The sequence below is a fragment of the Streptomyces sp. WAC 01529 genome (assembly GCF_003945545.1).
Classification (GTDB): domain Bacteria; phylum Actinomycetota; class Actinomycetes; order Streptomycetales; family Streptomycetaceae; genus Streptomyces; species Streptomyces anatolicus.
The window spans coordinates 447,921-473,305 of sequence record NZ_CP029617.1 but is presented as its reverse complement, the minus strand read 5'-3'; the positions used below and the strand labels follow the sequence as shown (position 1 = coordinate 473,305).

At 72.5% G+C, this 25,385-nt stretch carries 2 protein-coding genes; both read left to right on the top strand.

The window, feature by feature from the left end:
* Window positions 1-12: 12 nt before the first annotated feature.
* A complete protein-coding gene (locus DMA15_RS37235; protein ID WP_276314315.1) occupies window positions 13-18,786 on the top strand; it encodes a type I polyketide synthase in 18,774 nt (6,257 codons plus the stop codon).
* Window positions 18,783-25,385 (top strand): type I polyketide synthase, encoded by a 6,603-nt coding sequence (locus DMA15_RS01975; protein ID WP_125510932.1) that lies wholly within the window; start codon window positions 18,783-18,785, stop codon window positions 25,383-25,385. The genes DMA15_RS37235 and DMA15_RS01975 overlap by 4 nt, the downstream gene beginning before the upstream one ends.

Genomic DNA, 25,385 nt, shown 5'->3' with positions numbered 1-25,385 from the left:
GGGGAGGCCCTGGTGAAAGACGTCGACAAGCTCCGGTCCTATTTGCGACGCGCCGTCGACGACGCGCAGGCCCTGCGCGAGCGGGTCCGCGAGCTGGAGGACTCCGCCCGCGAACCCATCGCGATCGTCGGCATGGCCTGCCGCTACCCAGGAGACGTCCGCGCCCCCGAAGACCTCTGGCGCCTCGTCAGCGAAGGCGGCGACGCCATCGGCGACTTCCCCACCGACCGCGGCTGGGACACCGAGAAACTCCTCGACCCCGACCCGGACCGCCCCGGCACGTCCTATGTCGCGAAGGGCGGATTCCTCTCCGGCGCGGCCGAGTTCGACCCCGCGTTCTTCGGGATCAGTCCGCGCGAGGCGACGGCGATGGACCCGCAGCAGCGCCTCCTCCTCGAGACCTCCTGGGAGGCGTTCGAGCGGGCGGGCATCGACCCCGCCGCACTGCGCGGCAGCCGGACCGGCGTGTTCGTCGGCGCCATGACCCAGGATTACGGCCCTCACCTGCACGACGGCGCCGCCGGATTCGACGGGTACCTGCTGACCGGCAACACCGCGAGCGTCGCCTCCGGCCGTGTCGCCTACACCTTCGGGTTCGAGGGCCCCGCGGTGACGGTCGACACCGCCTGCTCCTCCTCGCTGGTCTCGATGCACATGGCGGCCCAGGCGCTGCGCAACGGCGAGTGCTCGCTCGCCCTGGCGGGCGGCGTCGCCGTCATGGCCACGCCTGGCATGTTCGTGGAGTTCAGCAGGCAGCGTGGGCTCGCGGCGGACGGGCGGTGCAAGGCGTTCGCCGAGGCGGCGGACGGCACGGCCTGGGCGGAGGGCGCGGGTCTGCTGCTCCTGGAACGCCTCTCCGACGCGCGCCGACACGGCCACGAGGTGCTGGCGGTCGTGCGTGGCTCGGCCGTCAACCAGGACGGTGCCTCCAACGGCCTGACCGCCCCCAACGGCCTCTCCCAGGAGCGCGTGATCCGCCAGGCCCTCGCCGGTGCGGGACTCTCGGCGCAGGACGTCGACGCCGTCGAGGCCCACGGGACGGGGACCACCCTCGGCGATCCGATCGAGGCAGAGGCGCTGCTCGCCACCTACGGTCAGGGCAGGCCGGAGGACCGGCCGTTGTGGCTGGGTTCGCTGAAGTCGAACGTCGGTCACACGCAGGCCGCGGCGGGTGTGGGCGGTGTCATCAAGATGGTGATGGCTCTGCGCAACGGCGTGCTGCCGAAGACGCTGCACGTGGACGCACCGTCTTCGCACGTGGACTGGGCCGCGGGTGGCGTGGAACTCCTCACCGAGAGCCGGTCGTGGCCGGAGACCGGCCGTCCGCGTCGCGCCGGTGTGTCGTCGTTCGGTGTGAGTGGTACGAACGCTCACCTCATCGTCGAGCAGGCTCCGGAGGGTGACGGTGTTACCGGTGGGGGTGTGCCGGAGCCGGTGGTGGTGACGGATGGGACGTTGCCGTGGGTGGTGTCGGCGAAGTCGGATGCGGCGTTGCGTGAGCAGGCGCGGCGTCTCCTCGACCACCTGGACCAGCAGCCGCGGGTGACGCCCGCTCAGCTCGGCCACGCGCTGGTGGCCGGCCGTTCCGTCTTCGACCACCGCGCGGTGGTGGTCGGCCGTGAACCGGCCGACTTCCGGGGCGGCTTGGCGGCTCTGGCCGCAGGGGAGCCTTCGCCGCGTGTGGTCACCGCCACGGTGGCGGCTGAGCGCGGCAAGACGGTGTTCGTGTTCCCCGGGCAGGGTTCGCAGTGGGTGGGCATGGGTGTGGAGCTGATGCGCACCTCGCCGGTGTTCGCCGAGCATGTGGCGGCGTGTGCGGCGGCGCTTGAGCCGTTCACGGGCTGGAGTCTGGTTGACGTCCTCCACCAGGTGCCTGGTGCTCCGAGCCTGGAGCGGGTGGATGTGGTGCAGCCTGCTCTGTGGGCGGTGATGGTGTCCCTGGCTCGGTTGTGGGAGCACTTGGGTGTGGTGCCGGATGCGGTGGTGGGTCACTCGCAGGGTGAGATCGCTGCCGCGCATGTGGCTGGGGTGTTGTCGTTGGAGGACGCTGCCCGGGTGGTGGCGTTGCGGTCTCAGGCCATCACGGGCATCGCGGGCCGGGGCGGGATGGTCTCGGTGCCGCTCGCCGTCTCTGACGCCTCGGCGCTGATCGTCCGGTGGACGGGCCGGGTGGCGGTGGCCGCGGTGAACGGGCCGTCGTCCACGGTGGTCGCGGGTGACGCCGATGCGTTGGATGAGTTGCTCGCCCACTGTGAAGTGGAGGGCATCAGGGCCCGGAAGATTCCGGTGGATTACGCCTCGCATACCTGGCACGTGGAGGCGTTGCGGGACCGGCTGGCGGAGCTGCTGGCGCCGGTTGAGGCGCGTGCGGCGACGGTGGCGTTCTACTCCAGTGTCTCGGGTCATGTGGGTGGTCCGATGGCCGACACCACGGTGATGAACGCCCGGTACTGGTACGACAACCTGGCCACTCCCGTCGATTTCCAGGGTGCCACCCGCTCCCTTCTGGACGACGGGCACACCCTGTTCGTGGAGGCGAGCCCCCACCCTGTCCTGACCCACCCGCTCCAGGAGACCGCCGAGGAGCACGCGGGCCCCGCCGAAGTCACCGTCACCGGCACTCTGCGCCGCGACGACGACACCTGGCAGCGCGTGCTGACCTCCCTGGCGACCACTAACACCGCCGCCGACTGGACCGCGTTCTACCCGGCCACCCGGCCCACCCACCTGGACCTGCCCACCTACCCCTTCCAACACCAGCACTACTGGCTGGAGACGACCGCTGCCGCGGGGGACGCGGGTGCGACCGGACAGGCCGCGGTGGAACATCCCCTGCTCGGGGCGGCGGTGGAGCTTGCGGGGACGGACGTCACCGTGCTGACCGGCCGGCTGTCGTCGCGGACACATCCCTGGCTGGTCGACCATGCGGTCTCCGACACCGTTCTGCTGCCCGGCACGGCCTTCGTCGAGATGGCGCTCCGCGCGGGCGACGAGGTGGGCGCCGACCACCTGGAGGAACTCACCCTGCGGGCGCCGCTCGTCCTGTCCGCGACCGACGGCGTTCAACTGCGGGTCGAGGTGGGCGAGGCCGACGACGCCGGACGGCGCCCCGTGCACGTCTACTCCCGACCCGACGGCGAGGGGACAGGTGTGCCCTGGACCTGCCATGCCACGGGCGCGCTCACCTCGGGGGGTCCCACGACGTCCGCGTGGAATCCGCGGGTGTGGCCGCCGGTGGACGCGGTACCGGTGGACATCGACGGGCTCTACCCGTCGCTGACCGCCCTCGGCTATCAGTACGGCCCCGCCTTCCAGGGAGTGCGGGCGATGTGGAAGCACGGGGACGAGGTGTACGCCGAGGTGGTGCTGGCGCAGGAGCGGCACACCGAGGCCACCGCCTTCGGGATCCACCCCGCGCTGCTCGACGCGGCCCTGCACGCCGGGCTCACCCCGGTCGGCCCGGGGGCCGAGCGGGAAACGGAGCCGCCGAGGCTGCCGTTCGTATGGTCCGACGTACGGTTGCACGCGACCGGTGCCACGAACGTGCGGGTGCGGATGACCCCGACCGGTCACGACGCCTTCGCGGTGCAGGTCGCCGACACCGAGGGCGCGCCGGTCGCGTCGGTCGGGTCGCTGGCGATGCGTTCCGTCGATCCCGCGAAGCTGGACGGGGCGCGGGACGGACGCCACGACGCGTTGTTCCGCATGGAATGGGTGCCGGTGAGTCCGCCCGTGCGGGATGCCGAGCAGACCCCCGCCGGCCGGTGGGCGCTGGTGGGCGACGACGGACTCGGGCTGGATGCCGTCCTGGACGGCGCGCGGGTGCGACGGTACGCGGACCTGTCCGAACTCAGCGGCGCGTTCGAGGAACTCGCCGCCACCGACTCCCGACCCGAACTCGTCCTGGCCTGCCAACTGCCCGACGACACCACCGCCCCGACCGAAGACACCACCGACGCCGAGGACGTCGGCCACGCCCCCGCCGCCGCTCGTACCGAACTCCTCAAGGCGCTCTCCCTGGTGCGGTCATGGCTCGCCGACGAGCGGTTCGCCGACACCCGGCTGGTGCTGATCACGCGCGGCGCGGTGGCGGCCGACCCCGCTGAGCGGCCGGATCTCGCCTCCGCGCCGGTGTGGGGTCTGCTGCGCACCGCGCAGACGGAGAACCCGGACCGTTTCGTACTCCTCGACATCGACGAGGACGAGCGTTCCCTGCGAGCCCTGCCCGCCGCGCTCGCGGGCGGGGAACCGCAGCTGGCGGTGCGCGGGGGCGCGGTCCTGGTGCCACGGCTCGTACGGGTCGCGGCCGATGGCGCACCGACTCCCTCGCGGGAGCAGACGGCGTGGGACCCCGAGGGCACGGTCCTGGTCACCGGCGGCACCGGCACGCTGGGCGGTCTGCTCGCCCACCACCTGGTGACCGAACACGGGGTGCGGCATCTGCTGCTGGTCAGCCGCCGTGGGCCCGGGGCCGAGGGCGCCGAGGAGCTGGTGGAGCGGCTGGCCGGGCTCGGGGCGTCGGCCACGGCGGTGGCGTGCGACGTCGCCGACCCCGAGGCGCTTTCCGGCGTACTGGAGGCGATACCCGCCGAGCATCCGCTGACCGCGGTCGTACACCTGGCGGGCGTGCTGGACGACGGCCTGGTCTCCTCGCTGACGCCCGAGCGTCTCGACGCCGTGCTGCGGCCCAAGGCGGACGCGGCATGGCACCTGCACCGGCTCACCCGGGACCGGGATCTGGCGGCGTTCGTCCTGTTCTCCTCGGTGATGGGCGCGCTCGGCGGCGCGGGGCAGGGCAACTACGCGGCGGCGAACGTCTACCTCGACGCCCTGGCCGCGCACCGAAGGGCCGAGGGACTTCCGGCCACGTCGCTGGCCTGGGGCCTGTGGGACCAGCGCAGCGACATGACGGGGGAGCTCGACCGGGCGGACCTGGCCCGGATGGCCAGGGTCGGCCTGACGCCCCTGCGGTCGCGGGAGGGGCTTGCCCTGTTCGACGCGGCCGTCGCTCTCGACGAGCCGATGCTCGTCCCCGCCCGCCTCGACACCGCGCGGCTCGCCCAGGGCGGCGGTGGGCCGCTGCCCGCGGTGCTCGGCGCCCTGGTGCGTTCCCGTGCCACCCGGCGTACGGCCGCGGCCGGTTCGGCGAGCGGTTCCGGGGGCGGGCAGCGGTTCGCCGGGATGTCCGTGGCCGAGGCGGAGCGCGAGCTGACGGAGATGGTGCGCGCGCACGCCGCGACCGTCCTGGGGCACGCGACGCCGGAGGCGGTCCGGCCGGACAGCGCCTTCAAGCAGCTCGGCTTCGACTCGCTGGCCTCCGTCGAGCTGCGCAACCACCTCAACGCCGCCACCGGCCTGCGCCTGTCGCCGACGGCGGTGTTCGACCATCCGACGCCGGCCGCCCTCGCCCGGCATCTGCGCGGCGCGCTGCTCGGGGAGACGGCCTCCGCCGCCGGACCCGCGGTCGCGGCTGCCGCGCTCGACGAGCCGGTGGCCGTGGTGGGCCTCGGCTGCCGCCTTCCCGGCGGCGTGGGATCGCCCGAGGAGCTGTGGGACCTGGTCGCCTCCGGCAGTGAGGCGATCTCCGGTCTGCCGACGAACCGTGGCTGGGATGTCGCGGGCCTGTACGACCCCGACCCGGACCAGTCGGGCAAGAGCTACGTCCGCGAGGCCGGATTCCTCTCCGACCCGGCGGCGTTCGACGCCGGGTTCTTCGAGATCAGCCCGCGCGAGGCGACGGCCATGGACCCGCAGCAGCGGCTCCTCCTCGAGGTCGCCTGGGAGGCGATCGAGCGGGCCGGCATCGACCCGACCACGCTGCGCGGCAGCTCGACCGGCGTGTTCGTCGGCGCCATGACCCAGGAGTACGGACCGTTGCTCCACGAGCCCGCCGAAGGGCTGGACGGCCTGCTGCTGACCGGCAAGATAGCCAGCGTGATCTCCGGCCGGCTGGCCTATTTCCTCGGGCTTGAGGGCCCGGCGATCACCGTGGACACGGCGTGCTCGTCGTCGCTGGTGGCGTTGCACCAGGCGGCGCAGGCGCTGCGGCAGGGCGAGTGCACCCTCGCGGTCGCGGCCGGTGTGTCGGTGATGACCACGCCCGGTGTGTTCACCGAGCTGAGCAGGCAGCGCGGGCTGGCGGCGGACGGACGCATCAAGGCGTTCGCGGCCGCCGCCGACGGCACCGGCTGGGGCGAGGGCGCGGGCGTACTGCTGCTGGAACGCCTCTCGGACGCTCGGCGCAACGGCCACCCCGTGCTCGCCGTCATCCGTGGCTCAGCAGTCAACCAGGACGGCGCGAGCAATGGTCTGACCGCGCCGCACGGCCCTTCGCAGGAACGCGTCATCCGCCAGGCCCTGGCCAACGCCCGCCTCACGCCCGACGAGGTCGACGTGGTCGAGGCCCACGGCACCGGCACCACCCTCGGCGACCCGATCGAGGCGAAGGCGCTGCTCGCCACCTACGGTCAGGGCAGGCCGGAGGACCGGCCCCTGTGGCTGGGTTCGCTGAAGTCCAACATCGGCCACACCATGGCGGCCTCCGGGGCCGCAGGTGTGATCAAGATGGTGATGGCCCTGCGCAATGGTGTGCTGCCCAAGACGCTGCACGTGGACGAGCCGACCCCGCACGTCGACTGGTCGGCGGGCGCGGTGGAACTGCTGACCGAGAACCAGGCCTGGCCGGAGACCGACCGGCCGCGGCGCGCGGGTATCTCCTCCTTCGGCATCAGCGGCACCAACGCGCACCTGGTGCTGGAACAGGCCCCGCAGGGCACGGACGGCACCGGAGAAGACGTACCCGAGCAGCCGGTGGTGGCGACGGACGGTCCGCTGCCGTGGGTGGTGTCGGGCAAGAGCGCGGCAGCGCTGGAGGCGCAGGCGGGGCGGCTCGGGGAGTTCTTGGCCACGGGTGCCGGGGCGGATGTGTCGGTGGCGGATGTGGGGCTGTCGCTCGCGGTGTCGCGGTCGGCGTTCGAGCACCGCGCGGTCGTCATCGGCGGGGAGCAGGCGGACCACAAGGACGCGCTGGCCGCGCTGACCACCGGCCGTCCTTCCCCGCAGGTGGTCACCGGCACGCAGGTCGCTGAACCCGGCCGGACGGTGTTGGTGTTTCCGGGTCAGGGGTCGCAGTGGGTGGGGATGGCGGTGGAGTTGTTGGATTCTTCGCCGGTGTTCGCGGCGCGGTTGGGGGAGTGTGCGGGGGCGGTTGAGGAGTGGGTGGGGTGGCGGGTTGTGGATGTGTTGAGGGGGGTGGAGGGTGCGCCGTCTTTGGATCGTATTGAGGTGGTGCAGCCGGTGTTGTTCGCGGTGATGGTGTCGTTGGCGGAGTTGTGGCGTTCGTGTGGGGTGGTGCCTTCGGCGGTGGTGGGGAGTTCGCAGGGGGAGATTGCGGCGGCGTGTGTGGCGGGTGCGTTGTCGTTGGGGGATGCGGCGCGGTTGGTGGTGGTGCGTTCGCAGTTGTTCGCGGATGAGTTGGTGGGGTGTGGTGCGGTGGCGTCGGTGGCGTTGTCGTGTGGGGAGGTGGAGGAGCGGTTGGGGGTGTTTGGGGGTCGGTTGTCTGTGGCGGGGGTGAATGGTCCTCGTGCGGTGACGGTGGCGGGTGAGGTGGCGGCGTTGGAGGAGTTTGTTGCCGCGTTGGGTGTGGAGGGTGTGCGGGCGCGGGTGGTGCCGGCGACGGTTGCTTCGCATTGTGGGCAGGTGGATCGGTTGCGGGAGCGGTTGGTTGGGTTGCTTGGTTTTGTGCGGCCTCGGGTGGGGTCGGTGCCGTTGTATTCGACGGTGACGGGTGGGGTGTTGGACGGGTCGGAGTTGGATGCGGGGTATTGGTTTGAGAATTGCCGTCGGCCGGTGGGTTTTGAGCCGGTGGTGCGGTCGTTGTTGGGGGATGGGTTTCGGGTGTTTGTGGAGTCCAGTGCGCATCCGGTGTTGACGTTGGGGGTGGTGGATACCGCTGAGGATGTCGGGTGTGAGGTGGCGGCGGTGGGGACGTTGCGCCGTGGTGAGGGTGGGCTGGGGCGGTTTTATGCCTCGTTGGGTGAGGCGTGGGTGTCGGGGGTGGAGGTGGAGTGGCCCGCGGTGTTCGCGGGCCGGGGAGCACGGGTGGTGGACCTGCCCACCTACGCCTTCCAACACCAGCGGTACTGGCTGGAGACGTCCGGGAGCGCCGTGAACGTGATCGCGGCCGGAGAGGGCGCGACCGGACCGGCGGCGGCTTCGGCGGCGACCGGTTCGGCGGACGGTGTGGCGAGCGGGAACCGGTACGCCGGGCTGTCCGGGGCAGAGGCGGAGCGCGAGTTGCTGGAGGTGGTGTGCGCGCACGCCGCCACCGTGCTCGGGCACACGACGGCCGAGGCGGTCCTGCCGGACAGCAAGTTCAAGGACCTCGGCTTCCAGTCGCTGTCCGCGGTCGAGCTGAGCAAACGCCTGACCGCGGCCACCGGCCTGCGCCTGTCGCCGACGGCGGTGTTCGACCATCCGACACCGGCCGCGATCGCCCGGCATCTGCGCGGCGCGCTGCTCGGGGAGACGCCGTCCGCCGCCGAACCCGTCGTGACGACCACCGCGCCGGACGAGCCCATCGCCGTGGTGAGCATCGGCTGCCGCCTCCCCGGCGACGTGGGATCGCCCGAGGAACTGTGGGACCTCGTCGCCTCAGGCAGTGAGGCGATCTCCGGGCTGCCGACCGATCGCGGCTGGGATGTCGAGGGCCTTTACGACCCCGACCCGGACCGACCGGGCAAGAGCTACGTCCGTGAGGCCGGGTTCCTCTCCGGCGCGGCCGAGTTCGACGCCGCCTTCTTCGGGATCAGCCCCCGCGAAGCCCTCGCCATGGACCCCCAGCAGCGGCTGCTCCTTGAGACGGCCTGGGAGGCGTTCGAGCGCGCGGGCATCCGCCCGGAGTCGGTGCACGGCACGCGGACCGGCGTATTCGTCGGCGCGGTGGGGCTGGAGTACGGGCCCCAGCTCCACGAGGCCGCCGAGGGGATGGACGGCCTCCTGGTCACCGGCAAGATGACCAGCGTGATCTCCGGCCGACTGGCCTATTTCCTCGGGCTTGAGGGCCCGGCGATCACCGTGGACACGGCGTGCTCGTCGTCGCTGGTGGCGTTGCACCAGGCGGCGCAGGCGCTGCGGCAGGGGGAGTGCACCCTCGCGGTCGCCGGTGGCGTGTCCGTGATGGCGACCCCGGGCCTGTTCACCGAGTTCAGCAGGCAGCGCGGGCTGGCGGCGGACGGGCGCATCAAGGCGTTCGCGGCCGCCGCCGACGGCACCGGCTGGGGCGAGGGCGCGGGCGTGCTGCTGTTGGAACGCCTCTCGGACGCTCGGCGCAACGGCCATCCCGTGCTCGCCGTCATCCGTGGCTCGGCCGTCAACCAGGACGGCGCCTCCAACGGGCTCGCCGCTCCGAACGGTCCTTCACAGGAGCGCGTCATCCGGCAGGCCCTGGCCAACGCCCGGGTCCAGGCCGACGAGGTCGACGTGGTCGAGGCCCACGGGACCGGAACCACTCTCGGTGACCCGATCGAGGCCCAGGCACTGCTCGCCACCTACGGTCAGGGCAGGCCGGAGGACCGGCCGCTGTGGCTGGGTTCGCTGAAGTCCAACATCGGCCATCTGGGAGCGGCGGCCGGCGTGAGCAGCGTCATCAAGATGGTGATGGCTCTGCGCAACGGCGTGCTGCCGAAGACGCTGCACGTGGACGAGCCGACCCCGCACGTCGACTGGTCGGCGGGCGCGTTGGAGCTGCTGACCGAGGAGCGGCCCTGGCCGGAGGCGGGACGTCCGCGCCGCGCCGGAATCTCCTCCTTCGGCGTCAGCGGGACCAACGTGCACCTGGTGCTCGAACAGGCTCCGGAGGGTGACGGTGTTACCGGTGGGGGTGTGCCGGAGCCGGTGGTGGTGACGGATGGGACGTTGCCGTGGGTGGTGTCGGCGAAGTCGGACGCGGCGTTGCGTGATCAGGCGCGCCGTCTCCTCGATCACCTGGACCAGCAGCCGCAGGTGACGCCCGCCGAGGTGGGGCACGCGCTGGTGGCGGGGCGTTCGGTGTTCGATCACCGGGCGGTCCTGATCGGCCGTGAGCCGGCCGACTACCGAGGGGCTTTGGCGGCCCTGGCCGCCGGTGAGCCCTCTGCGAACGTCGTGACCACGACCGTGGCGGCTGAGCGCGGCAAGACGGTGTTCGTGTTCCCCGGGCAAGGGGCCCAGTGGGTGGGCATGGGTGTCGAACTCATGGCCAACAGCCCCGTCTTCGCCGAGCATGTGGCGGCGTGTGCGGCGGCGCTTGAGCCGTTCACGGGCTGGAGTCTGGTTGACGTCCTCCACCAGGTGCCTGGTGCTCCGAGCCTGGAGCGGGTGGATGTGGTGCAGCCTGCTCTGTGGGCGGTGATGGTGTCCCTGGCTCGGTTGTGGGAGCACTTGGGTGTGGTGCCGGATGCGGTGGTGGGTCACTCGCAGGGTGAGATCGCTGCCGCGCATGTGGCTGGGGTGTTGTCGTTGGAGGACGCTGCCCGGGTGGTGGCGTTGCGGTCTCAGGCCATCACGGGCATCGCGGGCCGGGGCGGGATGGTCTCGGTGCCGCTCGCCGTCTCTGACGCCTCGGCGCTGATCGTCCGGGGGGCGGGCCGGGTTGCGGTGGCCGCGGTGAACGGGCCGTCGTCCACCGTGGTGGCCGGTGACGCCGACGCGTTGACCGAGCTTGTGGCGCACTGTGAGGGTGAGGGCATCAGGGCCCGTCGTATCCCTGTCGACTACGCCTCGCACACGCCGCACGTGGAAGCTCTCCACGACCAACTGCTGGAGCTTTTGGCGCCGGTTGAGGCGCGTGCGGCCACGGTGGCGTTCTACTCCAGCGTCTCGGGTCATGTGGGTGGTCCGATGGCCGACACCACGGTGATGAACGCCCAGTACTGGTACGACAATCTGGCTACCCCCGTCGACTTCCAGGGCGCCACCCGCTCCCTTCTGGACGACGGACACACCTTGTTCGTGGAGGCGAGCCCCCACCCCGTCCTGACCCACCCGCTCCAGGAGACCACCGAAGAGCACGCGGGCCCCGCTGAGGTCACCGTCACCGGCACCCTGCGCCGCGACGACGACACCTGGCAGCGCGTCCTGACCTCCCTGGCGACCACCCACACCGCCGCCGACTGGACCGCGTTCTACCCCGCCACCCGGCCCACCCACCTGGACCTGCCCACCTACCCCTTCCAACACCAGCACTACTGGCTCCTCGACACGACCACCGCCACCGACCCCCACACCCTCGGCCTGCGCGCCACCGACCACGGCCTGCTCGGTGCCGCCGTCACCCTCGCGGACGGCGACGGCGACCTCTTCACCGGGAGCCTGTCGCTGCGCAGCCACCCCTGGCTGGCCGACCACGCCGTCCACGACACCCCCCTCGTGCCCGGCACCGCGTTCGTCGACCTCGCCCTCCACATCGGCCACACCATCGACACCCCGTACCTGGAGGACCTGGCCCTCGAAGCACCCCTGACTCTCCCGACCGCCGGCGGATGCCACCTCCAGGTGCACGTCGCGGCACCCGGCGGCGACGGCCGCCGTGCCCTCACCGTCCACTCCCGGTCCGACGACGCCACACCCGACCGGCCCTGGACCCGCCACGCCACCGGCACCCTCGGCCCGCAGCCGTCCGCCACGCCGGACACGACGGCGTGGGCGGAGCCGACGGCCTGGCCGCCGACCGGTGCCACCCCCTTGCCCGCCGATACCCTGTACGACCTCATCGCCGGGTTCGGTTACCAGTACGGCCCCGCCTTCCAGGGCGTGACCGCCGCCTGGCGTCAGGGCGACACCCTCTACGCCGAGGTGAGCCTCCCCGCCGGCGACCACTCCGAGGGCGCCACCGACGCCGACCACTACGGCATCCACCCCGCTCTTCTCGACGCCGCGCTCCACCCCACTGTCTTCGCCCGTTCCGAAGAGCGCTCGGATGAAGTGCCCCTGCTCTTCGCCTGGTCGAACGTGCGGCTGCACGCCGTGGGGGCCCGGGCGCTGCGCGTGCGGATCACCTTCTCCGAGACGGGGACGGTGGGCGTCAGGCTTGCCGACCCCGCCGGGCGGCCGGTCGCCGAGGTGGAGTCGCTCGCCATGCGGCCGATCACCGCCGAGCAGCTGGCGAAGGCCGTCGCGAAGGGCGGCGACGACCACCTGTTCCGCCTGGAGTGGACCCCCATGCCCGCCGTGACGGGCATCGAGGCCGACCGGGTGGCATTCCTGGGCGCCGACGTTCCCGGCGCCCTGATCACGTCGCTCCCCGAGGGTGTCGCGGTCGAGAGCCATCCGGAGCTTGCAACCCTGCTGGCAGCCGACGCCACCCTCCCGGACCTGGTCATCGCCACCGGCCTGCTGGGGAGTTCCGGCCTGGCCGAGGACGTCCCCGGCGCCGCGCGCGAGGCCGTTCAGTACGCCTTGGACACGGTCCAGGCGTGGCTGGCCGAAGAGCGCCTGGCCGACAGCCGACTGGTGTTCCTCACGAGGCGAGCCGTCGCCGTCCACGCCGAGAGCGAGTCGCCCGACCCCGCGGACGCCGCCGCCTGGGGTCTGATCCGTACGGCCCAGACCGAGAACCCCGGCCGCTTCACCGTGATCGACCTCGCGGACGAGACCACCGTCCCCACCGCGTCGTTCCTCGCGGCGCTGGGAGGCGGCGAGCCGCAGGTGGCCCTCCGCGACGATGATGAGCAACAGCTGTACGTTCCCCGGCTCGTGCGGGAGACCTCGCGCGACGGCAGCGCCGTGCCGGAAACGGCCAGGGGCGGCACGGTCCTGATCACCGGCGGTACGGGCACCCTCGGCTCGCTGTTCGCCCGCCGCTACGCCATGACCGGACAGGCCGGCCACCTGCTGCTGACCAGCCGACGAGGCCCCGACGCGCCGGGTGCGCCCGAACTCGCCGCAGAGCTGCGAGAGTTGGGCGTGAAGGTCACCGTCGCCGCTTGCGACACCGCCGACCGTGACGCACTCGCCGCGCTGCTCGCGCAGATCCCCGCCGAACACCCCCTCACCGTCGTCGTGCACAGCGCCGGTGTCCTCGACGACGGCATCGTCACCTCCCTGACGGCGGAACGCGTGGACAGCGTGTTCCGGCCCAAGGTCGACGCCGCCTGGCACCTGCACGAACTCACCCGCGAACTGGACCTCGCGGAGTTCGTCCTCTTCTCCTCCATGGCGGGCGTTCTGGGCACTCCGGGGCAGGGCAACTACGCCGCGGCGAACGTCTTCCTCGACGCGCTCGCCCAGCGCCGTCACGCCGACGGCCTGCCCGCCACCTCGCTGGCCTGGGGCTTCTGGGAACAGCGCAGCGACATGACCGGCCACCTGGACGACGCCGACCTGACCCGCGCGGCTCGCCTCGGGATCAAGGCCATCACGGCCGAGGAGGGGCTGGCGCTGTTCGAGGCCGCACGTGCCACGCGCGGCGCCTGCCAGATCCCCGCCAAGATCGTTCCCGCGCTGCTCCGCCCGCACCTGGAGACGGGCACTGTTCCCGCCGTCCTCCAGGGCCTCGTACGCGTTCCCGTCCGCAGGGCCACCGCCGCCACGGCGACCGACGCCGCCGGGCTCCGCGATCGCCTGGCCCGTCTCTCCCCCGAGGAGGCCGAGGAGACCCTCGCGACCCTCGTCCGCGCCGAGGCGGCCCTCGTCCTCGGCCATGCCACGCCCGACACCATCAGCCCCACCCAGGCGTTCAAGGACCTCGGATTCGACTCGCTGACCGCGGTCGAGTTCCGTAACCGGCTCAACGCCGCGACCGGCCTGCGCCTCCCCGCCGGCCTCGTCTTCGACCACCCGACCCCGCGCCGCCTGGTCACCCACCTCCACGCCGCCCTCGCCCCCGCCTCCCAAGCGCCGAGCGTCACCCCGGCCAACACGGTCGCCACCGCCGCCGCCTCCGACGAGCCCATCGCCATCGTGGCCATCGGCTGCCGGTACCCGGGCGGCGTACGATCCGCCGACGACCTGTGGTCCCTGGTGGCGGACGAGTCCGACGCCGTCGCGGAGTTCCCGACCACCCGTGGCTGGGACGTCGAGAACCTTTACGACCCCGACCCCGACCGGCCCGGCAAGACCTATGTGCGCGAGGGCGGTTTCCTCTACGACGCCGACGGCTTCGACCCCGCCTTCTTCGGGATCAGCCCCCGCGAAGCCCTCGCCATGGACCCCCAGCAGCGCCTCCTCCTCGAGGTCGCCTGGGAAACCGTCGAACGCGCGGGCATCGACCCCACCACCCTTCAGGCCACCCCCACAGGCGTCTTCACCGGCGTCATGTACGGCGACTACGGCAGCCGCCTCAGCTCCGTCCCCGAAGACCTGGAGGGCTACCTGCTCAACGGCAGCGCGGGCAGCGTCGCCTCCGGCCGTGTCGCCTACACCTTCGGGTTCGAGGGTTCGGCGGTGACGGTCGACACCGCCTGCTCCTCCTCCCTGGTCGCCATCCACCTGGCGGCGCAGGCCCTGCGCAACGGCGAGTGCTCGCTCGCCCTGGCCGGCGGCGTCACCGTCATGGCGACGCCCGACGTCTTCACCGAGTTCAGCAAGCAGCGCGGACTCTCCGCCGACGGGCGGTGCAAGGCCTTCGCCGCCTCCGCCGACGGCGCGGGATGGGCGGAGGGCGTGGGCCTGCTGCTCCTGGAACGCCTCTCCGACGCGCGCCGACACGGCCATGAGGTGCTGGCGGTCGTCCGCGGTTCCGCCATCAACCAGGACGGTGCCAGCAACGGCCTGACCGCCCCCAACGGGCCCGCGCAGGAGCGCGTCATCCGGCAGGCCCTCGCCAACGCCCGCCTCACCCCCGACGAGATCGACACGGTCGAGGCACACGGGACCGGAACCCCCCTCGGTGACCCCATCGAGGCTCACGCGCTGCTCGCCACCTACGGTCAGGGCAGGCCGGAGGACAGGCCGTTGTGGCTGGGTTCGCTGAAGTCGAACGTCGGTCACACGCAGGCCGCGGCGGGTGTGGGCGGTGTCATCAAGATGGTGATGGCCCTGCGCAATGGCGTGCTGCCCCGCACGCTGCACGTCGACGAGCCGACCCCGCACGTCGACTGGGCGTCCGGAGCCGTCGAACTGCTGACGGAGACACGGTCGTGGCCGGAGACCGGCCGCCCTCGTCGCGCCGGTGTGTCGTCGTTCGGTGTGAGTGGTACGAACGCTCACCTCATCGTCGAGCAGGCTCCGGAGGGTGAGCAGGCGACTGGTGGGGGTGTGCCGGAGCCGGTGGTGGTGACGGATGGGACGTTGCCGTGGGTGGTGTCGGCGAAGTCGGATGCGGCGTTGCGTGATCAGGCGCGGCGTCTCCTCGACCACCTGGACCAGCAGCCGCAGGTGACGCCCGCCGAGGTGGGGCACGCGCTGGTGGCGGGGCGTTCGGTGTTCGATCACCGGGCGGTCCTGATCGGCCGTGAACCGGCCGACTATCGGGACGCGTTGGCGGCTCTGGCCGCCGATCAGCCCTCCTCGCGTGTGGTCACCGGCACGGTGGCAGCTGAGCGCGGCAAGACGGTGTTCGTGTTCCCCGGGCAGGGTTCGCAGTGGGTGGGCATGGGTGTCGAACTCATGGCCACCAGCCCCGTCTTCGCCGAGCATCTGTCGGCCTGTGCTGCGGCGCTTGAGCCGTTCACCGGGTGGAACTTGATCGATGTGCTCAGTGGGGTGGAGGGTGCTCCCGGTTTTGACCGAGTGGATGTGGTGCAGCCTGCGCTGTGGGCGGTGATGGTGTCGCTGGCTCGGTTGTGGGAGCACGTGGGTGTGGTGCCGGATGCGGTGGTGGGTCACTCGCAGGGTGAGATCGCTGCCGCGCATGTGGCTGGGGTGTTGTCGTTGGAGGACGCTGCCCGGGTGGTGGCGTTGCGGTCGCAGGCCATCACGGGCATCGCGGGCCGGGGCGGGATGGTCTCGGTGCCTCTGCCCGCGGCTGGTGCCGCGGAGTTGATCGCCCGGTGGACGGGCCGGGTGGCGGTGGCGGCGGTGAACGGGCCGTCGTCCACGGTGGTCGCGGGTGACGCCGACGCGTTGGATGAGTTGCTCGCCCACTGTGAAGGGGAGGGCATCAGGGCCCGTCGCATCCCCGTCGACTACGCCTCGCACACCTGGCACGTGGAGGCGTTGCGGGACCGGCTCGCGGAGCTGCTGGCGCCGGTCGAGGCGCGTGCGGCCATGGTGGCGTTCTACTCCTCTGTCACCGGTCATGTGGGTGGTCCGATGGCCGACACCACGGTGATGAACGCCCAGTACTGGTACGACAACCTGGCCACCCCCGTCGACTTCCAGGGCGCCACCCGCTCCCTTCTGGACGACGGGCACACCCTGTTCGTGGAGGCGAGCCCCCACCCCGTCCTCACCCACCCCCTCCAGGAGACCGCCGAAGAGCACGCGGTGGGCGAACGGGCTCTGGTCACGGGCACCCTGCGCCGCGACGACGACACCTGGCAGCGCGTGCTGACCTCCCTGGCGACCACCCAAACCGCCGCCGACTGGACCGCGTTCTACCCGGCCACCCGACCCACCCACCTCGACCTGCCCACCTACCCCTTCCAACACCAGCACTACTGGCTGCTCGACTCCGGCAAAGCCGACACCGACCGTGCGACCGGCACCTCCGAGGACCCGGTCGAGGCCGAGTTCTGGGACGCGGTGGACCGAGAGGACCTGGACGCGCTGATCAGCACGCTGGGACTCGGCGACGCGCAGGGTGAGCGCGACGGTGTGAGCACCGCTCTCCCCGCCGTGCTGTCCGCCATGGCGGCGTGGCGGCGGCGCCGGCTGGACCGGTCGGCGCTGGAGAGCAGTCGCTACCGCGCCACGTGGAAGCCGCTGCCCGGCGTCGGGGACGGGCCCACGACACCCGGCGGAGAGGGAAGCGCCTGGCTGGTGGCCGTCCCCGAGGCCGCCGCCGCGGACCCCGCCGTGGAGACCGTGCTCGACGCGCTGCGGCAACGCCGTGCCCAGGTGATCCGGTGGGACATCGCACCGGCCGACCTGCGGGACCGCGCCGCCCTCGGCCGAGGGCTCGCCGCCTTGCTCGCGGAGGAGGAGAACCCGAGCCGTCTCACCGGCGTACTCTCGCTCGCCGCACTCGTCGACGAAGGCCTGGCCGCCGCGCACGAACCGGTCTCCGACGGTCTGACGGGCACGGTCGCCCTGGTGCAGGCCCTGGACGACGCGGGTGTCGAGGCCCGGCTGTGGTGCCTGACGCGCGAGGCGGTGTCCACGGGCAACGCCGACACCGTCACCAATCCGCTGCAGGCCCAGATTTGGGGACTCGGCCGGGTGGTGGCGCTGGAGCGGCCCGAACGGTGGGGCGGGCTCGTGGACCTGCCCGCCCGGCTGGACGGGCGCGCCGCGCACCTGCTGTGCGCGGTCCTAGGCGGCGTCGACGCCAAGGACGGAGTCCATGGCGAGGACGAGGTGGCGGTGCGCACCTCGGGAGCGTTCGGGCGGCGGCTGACGCGGGCACCGCTGGGTGACGCGCCGCCGCAGGAGTGGCGTCCCCGGGGCACCGTGCTGGTGACGGGCGGCGCGGGCGCGGTCGGCTCGCACGTCTGCCGCTGGCTGGCCCGGGCCGGCGCGCCCCACCTCCTGCTGGTCGGCAGGCGAGGAAAGGACACGCCCGGCATCGCGGAGTTGGTGACCGAACTGACGGAGCTCGGGACGCGGGTGACCGTGGCCGCGATCGATGCCGCCGACCGGGACGGGCTGCGGAAGGTGCTGGCCTCGCTTCCGCGGGAGTACCCGCTGACCGCGGTGATCCACGGCGCGGCGGTACTCGCGGACGGGCTGGTGGAATCCCTCACGGCCAAGCAGCTGGAGCGCGTGCTCAGGCCCAAGGTGGCCGCCGCCACGGTGCTGCACGAACTCACCGCCGACCTGGAGCTGGACGCGTTCGTGCTCTTCTCCTCAGCCGTCGGCGGGATCTGGGGCAGCGGCGGCCAGGGCGGATACGCCGCGGCGAACGCCTTCCTCGACGCGCTGGCGCAGGTGCGGCGTACGGCAGGGCTGCCCGCGACCTCCGTGGCCTGGGGGTCATGGGGCGGCGGCGGCATGGTGTCCGGCGAGGCGGAGGAACGCCTGCGCCGGCTGGGGTTGCCGCCGATGGATCCCGACACGGCGCTCGCGGCCCTTGCCGCGTCGCTGGGCCAGGGCGAGACGCAGGTGATGGTGGCCCAGGTGGAGTGGGCGGAGTACGCGCCCGTGTTCACCGCGATCCGCCCCAGCCGGCTCCTCGCCGATCTCCCCGACATCGCCGTGCCCGCCGCCCACTCCGGCGACCTCGCGGCCGAAGCGCCGGAGGGTGACCTGCGGGCCCGGCTGAAAGGGCTCCCGGACGGCAAGGTCGACGACGCCCTGCTGGAGACCGTCCGAACGCACGCCGCGGCGGTCCTCGGCCTGAGCGGACCGGACGCGATCGGCCCCGAACGGGCGTTCAGCCTGGTCGGGTTCGACTCGCTGACCTCCGTGGAGCTACGGAACCGGCTGCGGCGCGTGACCGGGCTGCAACTGCCCAGCACGCTGCTGTTCGACTACCCGACGCCGCTCGTCGCGGCGCGGTACCTGCGGGAGGAACTGTTCCCGCAGCGGACGGCCGACGGCGGCGACGGTGACGGCGAGGGCGACGGGGTGAACGGGACGAGCGGAGCGAACGGTGCGGAGCGGGCGCCGGAGAACGGCGAAGGGCCGTCGCTCGACGACATGGGCGTGGACGACCTGGTGCGCATGGCGATGAAGAACGACGTTCCTGACGAGACGCGGAGGTCATGATGGCCGAATCGAAGGATGCCGTGGTCGAGGCCTTGCGGGCCTCACTCAAGGAGACCGAGCACCTGCGCCGCGCCAACGCCGAACTGTCGGCCGCATCGCACGAGCCGATCGCGATCGTGGGCATGAGCTGCCGCTACCCGGGCGGAGTGCGCTCTCCGGAAGACCTGTGGGAACTGGTCGCCGCCGAGCGGGACGCCATCTCCGGATTTCCGCACAACCGTGGCTGGGATCTCGACGAGCTGTACACGCCGGAGCCGGGCACCCCCGGCAAGTCGTACGTGCGCGAAGGCGGCTTCCTCTACGACGCGGACGAGTTCGACCCGGCCTTCTTCGAGATCAGTCCGCGCGAGGCGCTGGCGATCGAACCGCAGCAACGCCTCCTGCTGCAATCCTCGTGGGAGGCGATCGAGCGGGCCGGCATCGACCCGACGACGCTGCGCGGCAGCCGCACCGGGGTCTTCGTGGGCATCGCGCGCCAGGAGTACGGGCCGCCGCTGCACGAGTCACCGGAAGCGCTCGAGGGCTACCTGATGATGGGCACCTCGGTGGCGGTCGCCTCGGGACGCATCGCCTACGTCGGAGGGTTCGAGGGGCCGGCCGTCACGATCGACACGGCGTGCTCGTCGTCGCTGGTGACGCTGCACATGGCGGCCCAGGCGCTGCGGAACGGCGAGTGCTCGATGGCCCTGGCGGGCGGCGTGACGGTCATGGCGATGCCCGGCGTGTTCATCGAGTTCAGCCGCCAGCGCGGGCTGGCCCCGGACGGCCGGTGCAAGCCCTTCGCCTCCGCCGCGGACGGCACGGCCTGGGGTGAGGGCGTGGGCATGCTGCTGCTCGAACGCCTCTCCGACGCGCGCCGAAACGGCCATCACGTGCTTGCTGTCGTGCGTGGCTCGGCCGTCAACCAGGACGGCGCCTCCAACGGCCTCACCGCCCCCAACGGCCCCTCCCAGCAACGCGTCATCCGCCAGGCCCTCGCCAACGCGCGGCTGACGGCGGACCAGGTGGACGCCGTCGAGGCACACGGCACGGGCACCACGCTGGGCGATCCGATCGAGGCACAGGCGCTGATCGCCACCTACGGCAAGGACCGGCCCGCCGACCGGCCGCTGTGGCTGGGGTCGGTGAAGTCGAACATCGGCCACCCGCAGTGCGCGGCGGGCGCGGCGGGCGTCATCAAGATGGTCATGGCCATGCGCCACGGCACGCTCCCGAGGACACTGCACCTGGACGAGCCGACGCCGCACGTGGACTGGTCGGCCGGCGCGGTGGAACCGCTCACGAAGGCGCGGCCCTGGCCGACGCCCGAGGGGCGGCCCCGGCGGGCGGCGGTGTCGGCGTTCGGCGTCAGCGGCACCAACGCGCACCTGATCATCGAGCAGGCTCCCGAGGCCCCGGCCATCGAGCCGCCCCCCGAGCAGGACACGACGCCCGGCACCGCGGCCGGATTGGTGCCGTGGATCGTGTCCGCGCGGTCGCGGCAAGCCCTGCGGGCGCAGGCGGCGAAGCTGCGTGACTTCGCCGCCGCCGACACGGACCTGGACATCGCTGACGCGGGCTTCTCCCTGGTGTCGAGCCGGGCGCTGTTCGAGCACCGCGCGGTGGTGCTCGGCCGTGACCGGGAGGAACTCCTTGCGGGCCTGGCATCGCTGAGCGACGGCACGGAGTCCGCCGGGGTGGTGTGCGGCGCCGCGGGCAGACTCGGTGGCTCCGTCCTCATGTTCCCGGGGCAGGGGGCGGGGTGGGTCGGGGTGGCGCGGGAGCTGTACGACGCGTTCCCCGTCTTCGCGCAGAGCCTCGACGAGGTCTGCGAACGCTTCGACGCCCATCTGCCCTACGCGCTGAAACCCCTGCTCGTGGCCGACGCGCCACCGGAAGCCCAAGCGCGGCGAACCGACGTCGCGCAACCGGCGCTCTTCGCCCTTCAGGTCAGCATGTACCGGCTCCTGACGCGGCACTGCCCTCGGCCGGATCACCTGATCGGCCACTCGGTCGGCGAGATCACCGCCGCCCACGTCTCCGGCGCAATCGACCTGGACAGCGCGACGAGGCTCGTGGCCGCACGGGGACGGGCCATGCAGGAGGTCACCGAGCGGGGCGCCATGCTGGCGGTGCGCGCCTCGGAGGCCGACATGAGCATCCTGCTCCGCTCGTACGACCGTCTCGGCGTCGCCGCTGTCAACGGCCCGGACTCCGTGGTGGTCTCGGGCAGCCACGACGAAGTCCTCGCACTCCGGGACCGGCTCGTCGCCGACGGCACACAGGCGAAACCGCTGAAGGTGGACCACGCGTTCCACTCCCCGCTCATGGACCCGATCCTGGACGACTTCGCTCGGTCCATCGACGCGTTGCCCGTGGGCGAGTTGGAGATCCCGGTCGTCTCGACCCGGCTGGGCCGCGAGGCCACGCTCGCGGAGCTGACGTCCGTCGAGCACTGGGTGAAGCACGTCCGCGAACCCGTCCGCTTCTTCGACGCGGTGAAGTACACGCGTGCCGCCGGTGCGCAGGTCTTCCTCGACGTAGGCCCGGGATCGGCCCTCGCGAGCATCACCAGGGAAGCCTTCGCCGATGAGGACGCGGTCGACACGGTGGTGCTTTCGGCGTCGCGGCGCGACCGTGGAGCGGTGGACGCGGTGGTCGGCTCGCTGGCCCAACTCCACGTCCGGGGCGGGTCCGTGGAGTGGCCCGCCCTGTTCGGCGCGCGCCGACGGGTCGCTCTTCCGACGTACGCGTTCGAGCGGCAGCGTTACTGGCTCGACCCCTCGGAGAGGGCGGGCGCGGCGGACGTGGCCGCCGCCGGTCTCTCGGCTCCGGAGCACCCGCTGCTCGGCGCCGTGGTGGACCACCCGGGCACCGGCGAAGTGGTCTTCACCGACCTGTGGTCCCTGCGGACCCACGACTGGCTGGCCGATCACGCCGCGTTCGGCGCGGTCGTCGTACCCGGCACGGCCTACCTCGACCTGGCGCTGTGGGTGGGCGACTTCGTCGGGTGCGCGGTGATCGAGGGACTCTCCCTGGAAGTCCCCCTGATCCTCCCCGACACCGGTGACGTGCGCATGCGTGTCGTCGTCGGAGCGGCGGACGAGACGGGGCACCGCTCCCTGGACGTGTACTCACGCCCCGGCGACGACGACCGGGCGGTGGGCGGCTGGACCCGGCACGCGACGGGGAGCCTGTCACCGAGCACACCGCGGGCGACGGCCGTACGGGCCGAGGACGCGCACTCGCTCGCCGTGTGGCCACCGGCCGGGGCGCGCCCGCTCGCCCTCGACGGTTTCTACGACTCCCTCGCGGACACGGGGTTCGAGTACGGGCCGACCTTCCGCGGGCTGCGCGAGGTGTGGCAGCACGGCGGCGATCTCTATGTGCGGGCCGCTCTGCCGTCGGCCGACGACGGCTTGGGCGACGGCGGGTTCGCGTTGCACCCGGCGCTGATCGACTCGGTGCTGCACGCGGTGGCGGCAGGCGGTCTCCTCGACATGGCCGACGGCCGGGGCTGGATGCCCTTCTCCTGGTCAGGGGTGGAGCTGAGCGGTCGGTGTGGCCCAAGCGTGAAGGTCCGGATGACCCCGGCGGGCGACGCCGCCGTGTCCCTGGCGATCGCCGACGAGCAGGGCCGGCCCCTCGCACACGTCGAGGCGCTGACGTTCCGCCCGGCCGGTCCCGAGCAACTGCGCGCGGCACGAGGCGGGCACGAGCAAGCACTGTTCGAAACGCGATGGCGACCGCTCCAGCAGAGCGAGCGGGAAACCCCCCGCGAGCGGTGGGGCGTGTGGGGGGCGGACAACGGCCTGGCCTCGCGGCTCACCGGGACGGGCGGCGGGAACGCCGTGTCGTACGCGTCCATGGACGACGTCCTCTCAGGGGAGGCCCCCCGGCACCTCGTCCTTTGCCCGGACGACTTCACCGCCGCCGGCCCGGATCTGTTCGCCGAGGTCGCCGACGTGGACACGCGCGTACTCGACCGGGTCCAACGGTTCCTCGCAGAGGAACGGATCGCCGACTCCACGCTGGTGGTGCTCACCCGCCGCGCCGTCGACACCAGCGGCGACGAGAGCGTCGAGAGCCTCCCCGGCGCGTCCGTGTGGGGTCTGATCCGGTCCGCCCAGACCGAGCACCCCGGCAGGTTCCGGCTGGTGGACATCGACGACGACGAGACCTCCTGGTCCCGCTTCCCGGATGCGCTCGCCCTCGGTGAGGACCAGCTGGCGCTGCGCGAAGGCGCCTACCTCGTACCCCGTCTGACGCCCGCCGCACCCGCGCACCACCAGCTCGAACCGCCTCCGGCAGGCGCCCACCGGCTGGGCATCCCGGCCAAGGGGACACTGGAGAACCTGACCTGGGTCCCGTGCCCCGAGGTGACGGCACCCCTGACGAGCGGACAGGTCCGCGTCGCCGTGCAGGCGGCGGGGCTCAGCTTCCGGGACGTCACGATCGCCCTGGGACTGGTGGGCAGGACGGCCGTCGGCACCGAACTCGGCAGCGAGGGCGCGGGAACGGTGCTCGAGGTGGCGGACGACGTCACCGGTCTCTCCCCGGGCGACCGAGTCATGGGCGCGTTCTCCGGCGCCTTCGGGCGCGTGGCCGTGACGGACCAGCGGCTGCTCGTGCCCGTCCCCGACGGGTGGAGCCACGCCCAAGCGGCGTCCGTGCCGAGCGCCTTCCTCACCGCCTACCACGCGCTCTTCCGCGTGATGAAGCTCGAGAAGGGCCAGCGCATCCTCGTCCACGCCGCGGCGGGCGGCGTCGGCATGGCCGCCGTACAGCTGGCGAAGCACGTCGGAGCCGAGATATACGCGACCGCGAGCCCGGCCAAGTGGCCCGCCCTGCGCGCGCTCGGCCTGGACGACGAGCACCTCGCGTCGTCACGGGACCTGGAGTTCGCGGAGAAATTCCTCGCCTCCTCGGACGGTCGCGGCGTGGATGTCGTACTGAACTCCCTCGCGCACAAGTTCGTCGACGCCTCGCTGAGGCTGCTCCCCAGGGGCGGCCACTTCATCGAGATGGGCAAGACGGACATCCGCGACCCCCGGCAAGTGGCGTCCGACCACCCCGGGGTCGACTACCGGGCCTTCGACCTCTACGAAGAAGGCCCCGACGCCACCCAGGAGATGCTGCGGGCCGTCATGGAGCTGTTCGCCGACGGGCGGGTGCGGCTGAACCCCCTCTCCGTCCGGAACATCCGCGACGCGCGCACGGCGTTCCGCGAGATGAGCCAGGGCCGCCACATCGGCAAGCTGATCCTTGAGGTGGGCGACGCCTTCGGCGGCGGGACCGTACTGGTCACCGGCGGGACCGGGGGAGTGGGCTCGCTGGTGGCACGGCACCTCGTCACCGCCCACGGCGTACGGAGCCTGGTGCTGGCGAGCCGTCGGGGCCCCGCGGCCGAGGGGGTCCCCGAGCTGGTCGCGGACCTGGAGACGGCGGGCGCCACGGTCACCGTCGTGACCTGTGATGTCGCGGACCGGGCCGCCGTGGCGGACCTGCTGGCGGACATGCCGCGCGAGCACCCGCTGACGGCGGTCGTGCACGCCGCGGGTGAACTGGCGGACGGCACCGTCGAGTCGCTGACCGCCGAGAGCCTGGGACGCGCGCTGCGGGCGAAGGTCGGCGGTGCGGTCAACCTGCACGAACTGACCCGGGAACACACCCTGTCGGCATTCGTCCAGTTCTCCGCGCTTGCGGGCACGCTCGGCAGCGCGGGCCAGGCGAACTACGCCGCGGCCAACACCTTCCTGGACGGTCTGGCGGCCCGGCGCAGGGCGTCCGGCCTGGCCGGCACGTCACTGTGCTGGGGCTGGTGGGAAGAGCGCAGCGGCATGACGGCGGGACTGGACCGGGCCGACCTCTCGAGGACCCGGCGCCTCAGCGTCGCCGCGATGCCGACACCCGAGGCGCTTGCCCTGTTCGACTCGGCGTGCGCGCTGGACAAGCCGGTGCTGGTCCCGGCCCGGATGGACCTCTCCGCACTCCGCGACAAGGGCGGCGACGAACTGCCGCTCCTCCTGCGCGACCTGGTCGACGGCAGCCGTCCCGGCAGGAACCGGACGAGCGCGACCAGGGAGAGCGGCCCCCTCGCCCTGCCCGCCCAACTGGCCGGTCTGCCGGAGGACGAGGCCCAGGCGACCGTCCTCGACCGGGTCCGCGAGCAGGCCGCCCTCGTGCTCGGCCACCCCACCGGCGCGGCGGTCGAAGCCGACCAGGCGTTCACCCACCTCGGATTCGACTCGCTGACAGCCGTCGAACTCTGCAACCGCCTGGCATCGGCGACCGGGCTCCGGCTGCCGTCCACCCTCGTCTTCAGCTACCCGACCCCACGGGAGCTGAGCCGACACCTCTGCGATCTGCTCCGTCCGGCACCGGACCCGGGCGCCGCCGAGGACGCGGAGATCAGGGACGTACTGCGCACCATCTCCATCGACGGCCTGCGCAGCGCGGGCCTCTTGGACCTGGTCCTGGCGTGCGCCGACCCGCCTCGACCGGACGCCGACGGACCGGTGCCGGACGGGGACACGAACGCGGGCCGGGAGGCCGGCGAACTGGCGGCCATGGACGTGGAAGCACTGGTCGACCTGGCTCTGGACGAGAGGGGCAAGTGA